The sequence below is a fragment of the Hymenobacter radiodurans genome (assembly GCF_004355185.1).
Taxonomy (GTDB): Bacteria; Bacteroidota; Bacteroidia; order Cytophagales; family Hymenobacteraceae; genus Hymenobacter; species Hymenobacter radiodurans.
In genome coordinates this window covers 1,507,928-1,522,647 of sequence record NZ_CP037922.1, presented here as the reverse complement: position 1 = coordinate 1,522,647, position 14,720 = coordinate 1,507,928, and the positions used below count along the sequence as shown (strand labels likewise).

Annotated in this window: 11 protein-coding genes; 9 read left to right on the top strand and 2 right to left on the bottom strand. The window is 54.2% G+C overall.

Features of this window, described 5'->3' with window-relative positions:
- Positions 1-283: 283 nt before the first annotated feature.
- Entirely contained in the window at positions 284-2,764 is a 2,481-nt protein-coding gene (locus EPD59_RS07650; protein WP_317128480.1) for a M1 family metallopeptidase, read from the top strand.
- A gap of 21 nt (positions 2,765-2,785) precedes the next feature.
- Here the strand turns inward: EPD59_RS07650 and EPD59_RS07645 are convergent, their stop codons facing one another.
- Positions 2,786-3,496 carry an arylesterase gene (locus tag EPD59_RS07645; protein WP_133272267.1) on the bottom strand — a complete coding sequence of 237 codons (711 nt, stop codon included), beginning with the start codon at positions 3,494-3,496 and terminating at the stop codon, positions 2,786-2,788.
- Positions 3,497-3,625: 129 nt separating this feature from the next.
- On the opposite strand from EPD59_RS07645, the gene EPD59_RS07640 reads away from it, so the two are divergent.
- The 5 genes from EPD59_RS07640 (at position 3,626) to EPD59_RS07625 (ending at position 10,839) form a co-directional block, all read left to right on the top strand.
- The gene (locus EPD59_RS07640) at positions 3,626-4,321 is read left to right on the top strand and encodes an ABC transporter ATP-binding protein (RefSeq protein ID WP_240731661.1); all 696 of its coding nucleotides are present in this window, start codon (positions 3,626-3,628) and stop codon (positions 4,319-4,321) included.
- Positions 4,322-4,517: 196 nt separating this feature from the next.
- On the top strand, positions 4,518-5,924 hold the full coding sequence (locus EPD59_RS23575) for an ABC transporter permease (protein WP_317128479.1): 1,407 nt from the start codon (positions 4,518-4,520) through the stop codon (positions 5,922-5,924).
- Positions 5,873-7,060, top strand: coding sequence for an ABC transporter permease (locus EPD59_RS23570; protein ID WP_317128478.1), 1,188 nt, complete (start codon positions 5,873-5,875; stop codon positions 7,058-7,060). Before EPD59_RS23575 ends, EPD59_RS23570 begins: the two co-directional genes overlap by 52 nt.
- A 507-nt stretch (positions 7,061-7,567) precedes the next feature.
- Positions 7,568-9,439, top strand: coding sequence for a cellulase family glycosylhydrolase (locus tag EPD59_RS07630; protein ID WP_133272265.1), 1,872 nt, complete (start codon positions 7,568-7,570; stop codon positions 9,437-9,439).
- A gap of 71 nt (positions 9,440-9,510) precedes the next feature.
- Entirely contained in the window at positions 9,511-10,839 is a 1,329-nt protein-coding gene (locus EPD59_RS07625; RefSeq protein WP_133272264.1) for a gluconate:H+ symporter, read from the top strand.
- 90 nt (positions 10,840-10,929) lie between these two features.
- On the opposite strand, the gene EPD59_RS07620 is transcribed toward EPD59_RS07625, so the two are convergent.
- On the bottom strand, positions 10,930-11,220 hold the full coding sequence (locus EPD59_RS07620; RefSeq protein ID WP_133272263.1) for a hypothetical protein: 291 nt from the start codon (positions 11,218-11,220) through the stop codon (positions 10,930-10,932).
- A 236-nt stretch (positions 11,221-11,456) separates the two neighbouring features.
- Between EPD59_RS07620 and EPD59_RS07615 the strand changes: the two genes are divergently transcribed.
- From EPD59_RS07615 to EPD59_RS24055, 3 genes are all read left to right on the top strand, one after another.
- Positions 11,457-11,927, top strand: coding sequence for a S24 family peptidase (locus EPD59_RS07615; RefSeq protein ID WP_133272262.1), 471 nt, complete (start codon positions 11,457-11,459; stop codon positions 11,925-11,927).
- Positions 11,911-13,203, top strand: coding sequence for a Y-family DNA polymerase (locus EPD59_RS07610; RefSeq protein WP_133272261.1), 1,293 nt, complete (start codon positions 11,911-11,913; stop codon positions 13,201-13,203). Before EPD59_RS07615 ends, EPD59_RS07610 begins: the two co-directional genes overlap by 17 nt.
- Before the next feature lie 578 nt (positions 13,204-13,781).
- Positions 13,782-14,054 carry a tyrosine-type recombinase/integrase gene (locus EPD59_RS24055; protein ID WP_133272260.1) on the top strand — a complete coding sequence of 91 codons (273 nt, stop codon included), beginning with the start codon at positions 13,782-13,784 and terminating at the stop codon, positions 14,052-14,054.
- Positions 14,055-14,720: the final 666 nt, after the last annotated feature.

Here is a 14,720-nt window from a genome sequence, read left to right as displayed (position 1 = left end):
GAGTAAGTTAGTTTAGGTCCTGTTGGGATGACAAAGATTGTCATCCCAACAGGACCTTTCGTTTTGCCCCAAACGAAAGTTTGACCAGCGAAGAATGATAGAAGTATCTTAGTCATTCACTCGTTGCTTTCCTATGAAAATCAGGTTCAATAAGTACCTACAATTTGGTGTATTATTCTTTGCGGCAGCGGCCCTAATCTGTTGTAGCAAAGCAGTGAAAACAACAACTATAGCAATAGAGAAAGGTGTTTCGCAAGAGTTAGCCGCCTATAGAAGCCAAGTCGTGTCTGATTTGGTCTATACCTTACACTTTACTATTCCAGCGGTCAAAGAACAGCCTATTCTGGCAACCGAATCTGTCTCATTTGTTCTAAGTGAAAATAAAAGCCCCCTACAACTCGATTTTAAAGAAAATACGGACCATCTCAAGCGTCTTATTGTCAATAAAAAACCAGTTACTATTGACCACCGCAACGAGCATATTATCATCCCCACGACGAATCTGCAAACCGGTAAAAACCAGATTGACATTGAGTTTGTAGCAGGTGATTTATCTCTGAATCGGAGCGACGATTTTCTGTACACCCTGCTCGTACCCGACCGGGCCCGCGCTGTATTTCCAGTCTTCGATCAGCCTAGCTTAAAGGCTACTTTTCAACTCGCGCTCACAGTGCCTCGATTATGGGATGCAGTAGCTAACGGGCCGCTAACCAACTTAACTGAACCTACTCTCGACGGCAGAGTGCCCGGATTTAAAACGTATTCTTTCGCTCCATCGGACACGATAAGTAACTACTTATTTTCGTTTGTCGCTGGCGAATTCAAACGTATTTCGCGCACGGAAAAGGGCCGTGTTATGCAGTTTTTGCACCGCGAAACTGACCCTAATAAACTAAAGCTAAGTCTGGACCCGATATTCCAGATTCACGGCGATGCGCTGGCGTTTATGCAAACGTACACGGGTATGCCCTACCCGTTTCAAAAGTTTGATTTTGCAGCCATTCCCGACTTCCAATATGGAGGCATGGAGCACGTGGGTGCCATCGATTATAAGGCCTCCACATTGTTCTTAGATGAAGGCGCTACGCAGGATCAGAAACTTGCGCGTTCCAACCTTATTGCTCACGAGACCGCCCATATGTGGTTCGGCGATTTGGTGACGATGCAGTGGTTTAACGACGTGTGGATGAAGGAGGTATTTGCCAATTTCATGGCTGATAAAATCACCCAAATAGCCGTCAAAAATTCCAATTACGACCTCAAATTCGTGCTGGATCATTACCCAGCCGCCTACGGCATCGACCGGACGGAAGGCGCCAATCCGATTCGGCAGCCGCTGGATAATTTGCAGGATGCGGGCTCGCTGTACGGCAACATTATTTACCATAAAGCGCCCATCATGATGCGGCAGTTGGAGCGGCTAATGGGACCCGAACAGTTTCAGCAGGGCTTGCAGGAATATCTGCGGAAATACGCCTTCGGCAACGCCACTTGGCCCGACTTAATTAGCATACTCGACGCCCGCACACCCGCCGATTTGCAGGCCTGGAACCAAGTGTGGGTAAATGAGCCCGGCCGCCCCGAATTTGCGTACGATTTGCAGACGCTGGGGGGCAAAATTTCGCGCTTAACGCTGACGCAAAAAGCAGAAGATAAGTCGGACCGAATCTGGCCGCAGCTATTTGAAATCACGCTGGTATATCCGACGTCTACGAAAGAGTTTACGGTGACAATGGATCAGCGTGAAGTGGCACTAAAAGCAGTGGAAGGCGAACCGGTACCCACGTATATTCTTTTCAATTCGACAGGTCTCGGTTACGGCCTGTTTCCGGTAGACAAGAAAATGCCCCCCAACGTGTTTGCGCTCAACAATCCGGTGGCACGGGCGGCGGCTTACGTGAACTTGTATGAGAACATGCTCGATGGGCGCGTGGTAGCGCCGCTGGAGCTTTTGGCGCTGAATCGGCAGGGCCTTACCCAAGAAAAGGAAGAGCTAAATTTGAAGCTACTGACCAGTCAGCTAAGCGATATTTTCTGGAAATTTTTGCCCCCCACAAAACGCCCTGAACTGGCCCCTGCTCTGGAAAATGAGATTTGGCAGGCGATGCAGCAGAACCCAAATAGCAACGCCAAAAAGCAGTTATTCAAAGCCTATCAATCGGTGGCTTTAACTCCCACCGCGCAAGCCAAATTATACGATGTTTGGGCGACGGAAAAGGCTCCGGATGGGGTCAAATTAACGGAAGATGACTACACCGCGTTGGCCCTAGCGCTAGCCGTGCGCGACTATGGCTCCGATGGCGAAATTCTGCGGAAGCAGCTAGCCCGAATTAAGAATGAAGACCGCAAAAAGCGCATGGAGTTTTTGATTCCAGCCTTGTCCGCTGACGTTAGAATCCGGGACGCTTTTTTTACTTCGTTAAAAGAAGAAAAGAACCGCAGCAAAGAAGCTTGGGTAGTCGCCGCGCTAGCCTATTTACATCATCCGTTGCGCGCTGAATCATCTGAAAAGTATTTGCCGGAGAGTTTGAATCTGCTGACTGAAATTCAGCAGACGGGTGATATTTTCTTCCCATATTCCTGGCTACAGGCTACATTTGGCGCTTACCAATCCCCAACCGCAGCTCGCACTGTTCGCGCATTTATCACGAAAAACCCCACGTATAATCCGAAACTGCGGGCGAAGATTCTGCAAGCCAGCGACGACTTATTTCGCGCCGAGAAATTAGTGCAACAGCAAGCCGTTTCAGGTAAGAAATCTTAATAGAGCGCAACCTGGCTTGTACTACCTCACCGCTGCATCGGCCGCTACGGGCTGCTTAAGCAGTGGCTGCAAGATATCCCACACGGTACGGGCAATGAGGCGGTGGCCGGCGGGCGTGGGATGAATCCCGTCGGGCTGGTTGAGCTTGGCTACGCCGCCTACGCCTTCGAGCAGGAAAGGAATGAGCACCAGCTTGTTTTCGCGGGCCAGATCGATATACGTCTGCTTGAATTGGGTGGCATAATCGGCACCTAGGTTAGGGGGAATCTGCATGCCGGCCAGCACAATTTGGGTTTGGGGGCTGATTCGGCGCACGGTGTCGATAATAGCCTGCAGGTTGCGGCGCGTATCGGTGAGCGGCAGGCCGCGCAGGCCATCATTGCCCCCCAGCTCCAGCACAAACACATCCACGGGCTGACGCAGCACCCAACCCACGCGGCTGCGGCCGCCAGCAGTTGTCTCGCCGCTCAAACCAGCATTTATCACCGTGTAGCCTAGGCCAGCCGAATCAATCTTTTGGCCTACCAACGCTGGAAAAGCTTCTTCTGGCTCTACGCCGAGGCCCGCCGTCAGGCTATTGCCAAAGAACAGAATAGTGCGTGAGCCCGCTGTGGGGGGCTTTTTATCAGCCGCCGGCGGGCTAGCGACCGACGTAGCGGTTTGTGAATCGGAGCCGCAGCTAGCTAGCGTGAGCAGCAAGCAGCAACTAAATACAGACAATAGGGTTTTCATGCGTGGGGGGCCTTTTTGAGGTATATGCCTAACGATAGAAAGTATTATAAAGATTAAAACGTCGTTTAGAATGCAGCTAACCTCCTGCTTATCGCCTCTTTCTCTTAACAATCCATACGTCCATCGTTCGTGCTTAAAGTAGAAAATCTCACCAAATCATACGCCAGTGGCGGCCGAGAGCTCACCGTACTAGAGGCCGTCAGCTTTGAATTACAGCCTCAAGACACGTTTGCTATTGTAGGGCCCTCGGGCAGCGGCAAAACCACATTGCTAGGGTTGTGCGCCGGCCTCGACCGGGCCAGCGCGGGCAGTGTCTGGCTCAACGGCATTCAGCTCGACAACCTCAGCGAAGACCAGCGCGCCGCCGTGCGCAACGAGCATGTAGGCTTCGTTTTCCAGAATTTCCAGCTCTTGCCTTCCCTTACTGCCCTCGAAAACGTGCTAGTGCCGTTGGAATTGCGCGGCGTGCGCGGAGGCACAAAAACGGCTCTGGAACTGCTGGAACGCGTAGGCCTTGGCGGGCGCGGCCACCACTACCCTACTCAGCTTTCGGGTGGCGAGCAGCAGCGCGTGTCCTTGGCGCGGGCCTTTGCTAATCGGCCCAAAATCCTCTTCGCCGACGAGCCCACCGGCAACCTCGACGCCGACACCAGCGCTACAGTCGTGGAACTCCTCTTTGAGCTAAACCGGGAAGCCGGCACCACGCTGGTGCTCGTCACCCACGACCTAGAGTTAGCCGCCCGCACCCAGCGCATCGTCCGCATCAAGGGCGGCGCCGTGGTTTCGGATACGGTTAATCAAGTGAATGTGGGGGTGGCATCATAAGCCAATTATCTCCGTTTCTCATCCCCAATAACATCTGTCATCCACCCTGTTGTCATCCTGAGGAACGAAGGACCTTATCACGCTAGCATAAGTCGTTCTCATCCCATAAGGTCCTTCGTTCCTCAGGATGACAGACGTGAGGGAGGCGGTGGATATGGTTCGAAATCATTTCTAGTTATTAAGTACGAAGCTCATTATGTCTAATCTTCCCTGGCTTTGGCGCATGGCGTGGCGCGACAGCCGCCGCAGCCGTTCCCGCTTGCTGCTGTTTACCTCGGCTATTGTGCTGGGCATTGCGGCGCTGGTGGGTATCAACGGCTTCGGCGACAACTTGGCCCGCAGCATCGACGAGCAGGCGCGTGAGCTAGTGGGGGCCGATTTGGTGCTCTCCGCCAACCAACCGTTTGACTCCACCCTCCAAACCACTCTGCACCAACTCGGTCAACGCCGCAGCGACGAAGTCGCTTTTGCTTCTTTGGTGCAGTTTCCCAAAGGCCAGGGCGTACGCTTGGCTCAGGTGCGCGCGCTCACGGGGGGCTTTCCATATTATGGCGAGTGGCTCACGGAGCCAACTACTGCCGTAGCTGCGTTTCGGGAAGCAGGCACCACCAATCAGCGCGTGGCCTTAGTGGATGACGCGTTGCTGGCGCAATTTGCCGCTCGTCCCGGTGATTCTATCAAGGTTGGGGAACTGACTTTTCGCATTGCCGGCCGGGTGCGCAAGACGCCGGGCCAGTCTGGTTTTAGCGCCTCCGTTGCGCCCACGGTATTTATTCCGCGTGAGTTTGTGGAGCAAACTGGCCTCTTGCAGCGCGGCAGTCGGGTGCAGTATCGCACCTATTATCAGTTCGCGCCTGGTACCAACGTCGACCAAACCATCAAACCCCTGGAGGCCCGCCTCGACCAAGCTAACATCGACAGCGACACCGTGGCTGAGCGCAAGCGCCAGACGGGTCGTTCGTTCACCAATGTCACTCGATTTCTGAATCTGGTGGCTTTCGTGGCACTGCTGCTGGGCTGCGTGGGCGTGGCGAGTGCCGTGAGTTTGTATGTGCGCGAGAAGGTGGCCGCGGTAGCCGTGTTGCGCTGCTTAGGTGCCAGCGGCTGGCAGGCCGTCCTAATCTATTTGCTCCAAACGGCGCTAATGGGTCTGCTGGGGGCCATTTTGGGCGCTGCCTTGGGCACCGGCGTGCAGTTGCTGCTGCCGAAGGTGGTGGAAGGTTTTCTGCCCGTCACGGTGAGCGTGGGCATTTCGTGGTCGGCGGTGGCCGAAGGTATTCTCACGGGCGTATTCGTGGCGGTGTTGTTTGCGCTTCTGCCCTTGCTGAGCATTCGGCGGGTGTCGCCGCTGCGCACGTTGCGCGCCTCGCTGGAAGAAGACACGGCGAGCCCCGATCCGCTGCGGGGCTTGGTGTACGGGCTGATTATCCTGTTTATCACCGGCTTCGCCTACCTCCAAACTCGCGACTGGAAGCTGGCGCTAGGCTTCGCGGGGGCTTATTGCTCACGTTTGCGGTATTGGCTGGGCTCGGTGAAGGCCTACGTCGCGCTGTGCGAAAGTATTTCCCTAGTTCCTGGAGCTATGTGTGGCGGCAAGGTTTAGCCAACTTATATCGACCTAATAACCAGACGCTATTACTCACCGTTTCTATCGGACTGGGCGTATTTCTGCTGGCAACGCTGTATTTATTGCAAGGTTTGCTCCTGAGCCAAGTTGAAATATCGTCCACCAACGGGCAGCCCAATTTGGTTCTGTTCGATATTCAATCGGCCCAGCGGGAAGGCGTCACCCAGCTCGTAAAGCGCAATAAGTTGCCCGTATTACAGCAGGTTCCCGTCGTGACGATGCGTTTGTCCGCTATCAATGGGCGCTCGGCTGCGGAGTTGAAAAAAGATACTACCAGCGGTGTTTCCAAAGGGGCTTTGGGGCGGGAGTATCGCGTCACTTACCGCGATTCTCTGATTAGTTCTGAAACACTGGCTGCTGGCAAGGCCCCTTTCGTCGGCCCAGACGGCATTCCGCGCGTTTCCTTCGATGACGGATTTACGGATCGGCTAAAGATTAAAATTGGCGATACACTGACCTTCAACGTGCAAGGCGCTCCGCTCGTGACCATCGTGGGCGGCACCCGCACCGTCGATTGGAGCCGGGTGCAAACCAACTTTCTAGTGGTCTTTCCGAAGGGTGTATTAGAGCCGGCTCCGCAGTTTCACGTGCTGCTCACCCGCGTGCCCGACAATGCGACCCTGGCCACGGTGCAGCGCGAACTAGTCGCTAATTATCCCAACGTATCAGCCATTGACTTAGGGTTGATTCTGCAAACGCTGGATGAGATTCTCACCAAAATTTCCTTCGTCATCCGCTTTATGGCCTTGTTTAGTATGGCTACGGGCTTGCTGGTACTGGTGAGTTCGGTAGTGGTAAGCCGCTACCAGCGGGTGCGGGAAAGCGTGCTGCTGCGCACTCTCGGCGCCAGCCGGGCCCAGATTCTGCGCATTACGTTGGTCGAATACGCGCTGCTGGGCTTGCTCTCAGCAGTGGCTGGACTGGGATTAGCCGTAATGGCAGCTTGGGCGTTAGGTGTGTTCGTTTTTGAGGTGCCTTTTGCCCCCCAAATCAGTCCGCTGCTCCTGCTGGCCTTGCTCACCACGGCTCTCACCGCGCTTATCGGTTTGCTCAATAGCCGCGACGTACTGACGCGCCCGCCGTTGGAGGTGCTGCGCGGCGAGGTCAGCTAGACTGTGCGGGTATCCCCGCTCCACCAGCGAGCCTTATTTACATGAAATAGCAAAAGCCCTCCTCACGGGGGGCTTTTGCTATGTAGGCCAACCTGATGTAACGCTACTTTGCGAAGACTAGACCCATAAAATCTCCCAAAGGCAAGGCCGGATCCACGAATCCAGCCTTAGACAAGGGCACATTTTTTCCGGAACGCAATTGTTTTTTAAGCGCCAATGATGATGGAGCGCGCTGGCCAGTAAGCGCGCCCAAGCGCTACAGATGAGCATTCGACAGCTTGAGTAAGCGTGTGCCTTAAGCGTCAGGCAAGCGACTGGGGGGCTTTTTTGGTTGAAACGAGTGCTCTTTTCTTTCGCAAAAGCCTTCTACCTTATTGGGCCGATCCGGAAGCGGCGGCTCATAAAAGCGCTGCTTTTCCTCTCCACTTCCTTCCTAAAACGGTTTGATCAGCGTCTGCCGCAGGCGGTGGTTTGGCCGAAGTAGGGAAGCGTCTTAAGTCCCGCAGCATGACGACTCGCTTACCCCAAACTCCCCGCCTGCTTCTCCTTTTTGGCCGTTACCTGGGCCTAGTTATGTGTTACTTATTTGGTGGGGGGCTTTTTTGCCTGTCCCAAACGCTGAGCCCTCTGCACGCATCGGGGCCGCGCGTGGTAGATGCGGCCGGCCGCGAAGTGGTGCTGCGGGGCTACAACGTGGGCGGCTGGCTGCTCCAGGAAAGCTACATTCTCGGTACCGATACGCTCAATAGTCAGTGGCGTATTCAGCAAGGGTTGCTGCGCACCATGCCCGAGGCGGAAGTCGAGGAGTTCTATCGGCAGTACCGAAAGAACTTCATTACCAAGGCCGACATTGATTTTCTGGGTAAGCAGGGATTCAACGCCGTCCGGCTGCCTTTTCACTACGATTTGTTCCTGACGCCGCCCCAGCGCCGCGCCCGCACGGCCGTTATCCGCAACCCACGCAGCGAGGCACAAGTAGCAGCCTACGTGGAGCAGCTCAGCACCTGGCACGACCAGAATCAGCTCTTCACTGATCAGGATTTGGAAGGGTTTCGCTTCATTGATGACGTCGTGAATTGGTGCGCGGCCAACAACATGTACGTCATTCTGGACTTGCACGCGGCCCCCGGCGGCCAGGGCACCGATAGCAATATCAACGACAATTTCCGGCCGCTCGACCTATGGAAGCGACGCGACAAAAAGGGTCGGCTAGTCTATCAGGACGTGACCGTGCGCTTGTGGGAAAAGCTGGCAGCCCGCTACAAGCAGGACGCGCGCATTGCCATGTACGACCTCATCAATGAGCCGCACAACTTGAACGCAGCCAATGGTTTATCAGCCGATAACCAGGAGCTATGGGCTCTATACGCTCGCCTGATTACGGCCGTGCGCGCCCAGGGCGACCAGCACCTGATCATGCTGGAAGGCAACGGCTACGGCAACGAGTATACTAACCTCACACCTGATAAGCTGGGCGTCAGCGACCGTACCAACCTCGTGTATAACGCCCATCGTTACTGGTGCTCCAACGCACCCGAGGCCACCGACCCGAATCCGAATCAAGTTAACCTGATCCGTAACCTAGTGGCGTTCCGCGACCGTTGGCAGGTGCCGGTGTGGGTAGGCGAAACCGGCGAGAACTCCAATGAGTGGTTTGCCGCCGCCGTGCAGGGGCTTAACGCGCAGAATATTGGCTGGTGCCACTGGAATATCAAGCGCGTAGATTCTGGCGCGGGCTTGCTGCGCGTGGCGCCCTACGGCAGCCTGCTCACGCCCCAAGGCCGGACGGCGCTGCTGCGCAACGTGCAGTTTGCCAATTGTCAGGTAAACCGGGATGTGCTGGCGGCCCTCACCCAACCAGCCGGCACGCGCGTACCTTTTGCCCCCCACACGATTCCCGGCACTATTCCCGCCACCGATTACGACCTGGGCCGCGACGGCGTAGCCTACCACGATAGCTTTTCCGCCCGCACCGATTACCGCGACCATACGCCGCACAACCAAGGCAAGGCCTACCGCAACGACGGTGTAGACATCAGCGCCAGCCCCGACGCTGCCAATGGGTTTGCCGTGAGCCAATTGGCCGCAGGCGAGTGGCTCGCCTATACCGTGACGGTAGCTGCGGGCGGGCCTTATACCGCCGAGATACGCCTACAACCGAACACTACGCCTGGCCGCCTCCGGCTGGAGCTAGACACCCAGCCACTAGGCACGATTACCGTCCCGGCCGGCACCACTTGGACTAGCGTTTCGCTTCCTACCCCCATCTTACGGCCGGGCTCCCATATCTTGCGCCTGTTGGTAGAAGCGCCCGTTAGTCAAGTAAGCGAGCTGCGCTTTGACCCCGTTGCCAAAGGAAAAAAAGCCAGCAGCCAGTAGCCATTGCCCGCTGGCTTTTACGGTGGTAAGTGCAGTAAGGCACCTACACTAGATACCTCATTTTGCCCCCCATGACTTTACTCATCATCCTGCTGACGGTGCTGGCTCTCATCGCCCTCATCAACTGGGGTAAGGTGAATGCCTTCCTAGCCTTTTTGCTGGTTACCATTCCCGCGGGACTAGCGCTAGGTCTAGCGCCGGGGCAGGTGCTGGCTGCGGTGCAAAAAGGCTTGGGCGACACGCTGGGCTCAGTGGTGCTGGTGGTGGTGCTGGGCGCCATGCTGGGCAAACTGGTGGCCGAAAGTGGCGCTGCCCAGCAAATTGCCGCCGTGCTGGTCGGTCAGTTGGGGGCCAAAAACATTCAGTGGACCATGATGGCTACGGGCTTTATCATCGGTATTCCGCTGTTTTATAATGTGGGCTTTCTGCTGGTCATCCCGCTTATCTTCTCGGTAGCCTACCAATACCGGCTCCCGACCTTGTTTGTGGGGTTGCCTCTACTTGCTGCGCTTTCCGTGCTGCACGGCTTTTTGCCGCCTCACCCTGCCCCCACGGCACTGGTTGTGCTATTCAAGGCTGATGTAGGCCTGACGTTTGGGTATGGGCTGCTGGTGGCAGTGCCGGCCGTGCTAGTCGCCGGTATCTTTTACAGTCGCACGCTGCGCGGCATTATCTCGCAGCCCCTGACAGGGTTTGTGAGCGAGCCCCTCCCCACCAACCAATTACCCGGCCGGCTGAACAGCTTTCTGTCTTCGTTGCTGCCGGTGCTGGTGCTCTCGCTCGTGTTCAGTTTGCAGGCAATTTTGCCCCCCAACGGGCCGCTGGCTCCAGTCCTGGCGTTTGTCGCCGATCCGGGCGTGGTAATGCTGCTTTCGGTGCTGGTAGCCACGTTCAGCTTAGGTCGTGGGCAGGGCAAAAGCATGCCCGAGATAATGGAAACTTACGGCTCTGCTATCCGCGACGTGGCCTTGCTGCTGCTTATCATTGGCGGCGCAGGGGCATTAAAGGAAGTATTAATTGCCAGCGGTGCCAGTTCCGCAATTGCCGCTGGCTTGCAGGGCACCGGTTTGCCGCCCTTGCTGCTGGGCTGGCTGATCGCGGGTTTTATCCGGGTTTGCCTGGGTTCAGCTACGGTAGCGGGCCTGACGGCGGCCGGAGTTATGCTGCCTACCATGACACAGGTCGCCGTAAATCCGAACCTGATGGTGCTAGCCATCGGCGCGGGCAGCCTGCTGCTTTCGCACGTCAACGATAGCGGCTTCTGGCTGTTTAAGGAATATTTTAACCTGTCGGTGCGCGATACATTTCGCTCTTGGTCGGCGATGGAAACCATCGTTTCGGTGGTGGGATTGTTGGGCGTGCTGCTACTCGATTGGGTCCTGCTTCTGGCTTCCCACTGACCGCACAGCTGTACAATACTCCCGCAAAAAAAGCCCCCAGAACTAATCTGGGGGGCTTTTATTTAAGTTCAGGGGCTATCAGGTTGGCTCCTAATTATACTGCTCACCTGGCTCCCATCGCTCATCAGCTTTGTAGAAGGTGGAGTTTATGTGCTTGGGTTTGGGCTTAATTTCCCCGTCTCGGGTCAGAATGTCTCGGATCAGATCTTCCACCTTTTCCTGGGGAATTGCTTTCATCGTAATGTCGGCCTCAGGGCGCGTCATAATGATGGATACATCGATGAGGCCAGGGGCAGTCTCTGTCTGGCGAAATGCAACGACCTGATCCAAGTTTATGGTAATGGGCAAATCTGCGCCATTTCGTAAGGGTTTGAACATCATGGGTGTGTTGCAGTAAGGGTGGATAATGTTCGTAAGGTAGCAGCTTTATTTTAGCGAGAGTAGGCTTTAAGCTGAACAGTTATCCCTCCGCATCTTTTTTGTTTTTCAAGGCAAAATTCAGTTCACGTAGTATTCCGTGTGGCACTTTACATCCGTTTTACTAAAAATATTGTCAAAACATATACTAATTTAATTAGCATAGAGTATACTTGCAACAAACCTGTTGCTGCCCTGCTATGCGTGAATTTATTGTTGTCTCTGTTCTACATCAGCCTGTATGGCTGCCTTTCATCGAAAGCCTAGTGCCAGCGGGCTTTCCCTCCCCGGCCCTCGACCATGAGTCTGCCGCGCTCGACCTGAACGCCCTGCTGCTGCCCCACCCCGATGCCACCTACCTCATCCGCTGCTTCGGCGACAGTATGATGGGTGGCGAGGACGGCATCCGCAGCGGCTCTTTGCTGGCCGTTGACTGCACGCTCAAGCCCCAATCAAATGACGTCGTTATTGCCTCCCTCGACGGCATGGATTACACGCTGAAGCGCCTCATTCAGCGCCCCGACCAGTCGTGGTGGCTTGTGCCGGACAACCCCACCTATACGGCCGTTCCCATTGAGTCGCCGGACGTGTTCACCGTCTGGGGCGTGGTCACGCATATCGTGAACGAAACCCGCCCCGGCAAACTTGGCCAGCATGTTCGCGCTCGTTGATTGCAACAACTTTTACGTGAGCTGTGAACGGGCTTTTCAAAACCGACTCAAGGGCGTTCCCGTGGTGGTGCTTAGCAATAATGACGGCTGCATTATTTCGCGCTCCCAGGAAGCCAAAGACTTGGGAATCAAGATGGGCGAGCCGTATTTTAAAGTGAAGCCCCTGCTGGCGCAACACGGGGTGCGGGTATTTTCCAGCAACTACGTCCTCTACGGCGACATGAGCCGCCGCGTGATGCACTACCTCAGCTCCGTGGTGCCCGACGTTGAGATTTACTCCATCGACGAGGCCTTTCTGGATCTGCGCGGCATGGAGCGCTACCACGGCTGCCTCACTACGTATGCCGCCGACATCAGACAGGAAGTATACCGCCGCACCCACATTCCGACCTGCGTTGGCATCGGGCCCACCAAAACGCTGGCTAAGCTCGCCAACCGCATAACAAAGAAAAAACCGGCGCTGGGGGGCATTTTTTGCCTTGATACCGAAGCGAAACGGCAGTGGGCCTTGGAGCAAGTAGCCGTAGAAGACGTGTGGGGCATTGGGCGGCAGTACGCCCAGAAGCTGCATGATGCCGGCATCCGGACCGCTGCTGCGCTGGCTCAGTGCTCCGAGTCGTGGGTGCGCAAGTACCTAGGCGGCGTGGTTGGCGCCCGGCTGGTGCGCGAGCTACAGGGCATTCCCTGTCATGCCTTCCAGCCGTCAGATGGTGGCACAACCGTCCGGCAAAGCATCGCCTGCACTCGCACGTTTGGGAAGCCCCTCTCCACCTTCGCTGATTTACTGGGCGCAGTTGGCGCCTTCGCGTCGCGGGCTGCTGAGAAGCTGCGGCAGCAAGGCTCTGCCGTCAACACGATGACAGTATTTATCAGTAAAAACAAGTATAGCAACGAGCCTCCACCCTACACCTTTTCTACTGTTATATCCTTACCCGTAGCCACCAATGATACCAGCGACCTGCTGCGCTATGCCCGTATTGCGCTGAAGCGTATTTGGCAGCCCCATACTACTTATATCAAAGCCGGCGTGATCCTCGATGGCCTGGAGGGAGCGGGTCAGCAGCAGCTCAACTTGTTCTCGACAACCAATAAAGGCGAGGCCCGCACCCGACTCCTACAGGATCTTGACCAGCTCAACCAGCGCTTCGGCACTGGTACGGTACGGTTTGCTACGGCCGCCATTCCCAGAGGCAAGCAGTCAGTGTCCTGGCTTGGCAATGCTGATTTTAAAAGTGGAGCCTACACTACCAGCTGGGAAGAGTTGTGGGCTTTGTAAATCATCATACCTAACGCAGCAAGCCTGCAGTAGGCTATAATACGGAGGTGAAAAAGCCTCGACTTTCGTTAAAGCCTATGTGACGAAACAAGGCATCAAACTGACTCATCTTATGTGAACACCAACTTTTACCACGACTTTGTCCAGTTTTTGACCAAAGAGTTGGAACTGACGAATGGCACAGTCAATAACCAGCTTAAGGGGGTGAAGTAGTGATGAGTTACGCGCTGCACAAAGGATTAACCGATAATATCGCTTTCTGCAAATTCAAGCTCCTGAAACATATGGAAGCTGTGTTATCCACTTAACCCAAAGTGAGTTGCAATTTCTATTCGAAGCAGCTTTGTCAGCGGAACCGCGCATGGCTAAGGTGCGTGACCTTCTTTGTCTTAGGCTGTAACACTGGGCTAAAGCATTCAGACTTCAGCACCATTCGCTCAGAGAATATTAAGAATGATCAGTTGGTGTGGCGCACCATAAAAATGGGGGTCTGGCTTAGATTAGACCTTAACCAATATTAGCGGACGATTCCACAGCGCTAGCATAATGGGCTCTCCTAGCAGAAGTTTAATGAGCATGTGAAAGAACTGGGACAGCGTTGTGGTCTCGACGAATCAACTTTTGTATTGCATTATCAAAACACTAAACGCATTACGGAGCGCGTACCAAAGTATAGCCTCTTATCCTCTCATACAGGTCGGCACCCCTCTGTAACTCAGAGTCTAGAACGTGGGATACCCATAGAAGCACTTCAGAAATTTACCACTCATAAAGACCTTAAAACGCTAATGCGCTACGCTAAAGAGGCTGATGCACAGAAAAAGGTGCAGATGGAAAAGGCCCGGGATTGAGAAACCCATAATATCGGTTTGACTCCGGCACTGAGTGTTAGAATTCGATCACAAGAAGTCTTAAAAGTAAAACAGCAGGTTGCCCTACCCGTTCTGTCAGCTTGACCTTTCCTGCAGTAGGTTAAGACTTTCAGTAACCTCCAATAAGTAAGTATAATTGGGGTCTTCAGTAGAAAAGATCAATAAATATTCTAATAGTGTAATTACACAACACAGGTCATAGTCAATCAGATTAGCAAGAGCCACTCGAGCGAGAATGATAGCAACTAAAGAAGCTTATTTTGAATTATCCTAATAACGATTGCATTATTGTAATTTACCGTAAATAAATTGTATTATTATTTGCTCTTATCCTATTTAAGGGTTAAGTTTGATGTATCCGTTACAGCCCAAGGATCAGCTTTTCCAGTGGTTGCGCATCTCGGTGGAACTTTACCATTTTGAAAATGATGAATGACTTATTCACCAGTTAATGAAGCAGTGGCCCAATAAAGAAAGGGAGTTCCTGCACCAATAATGTAACAATGAATACACATGTCATTTATTCGCGCGGGAGCCACACTTTGCGTAAGTGAATGGAATAATTTTAGCGCACTTGGCAAACGCACTCGCACATAAGGCTGCTTAAAAAAAGAGGTATAGGTTGTACTGCTTTTTAACTTTTTG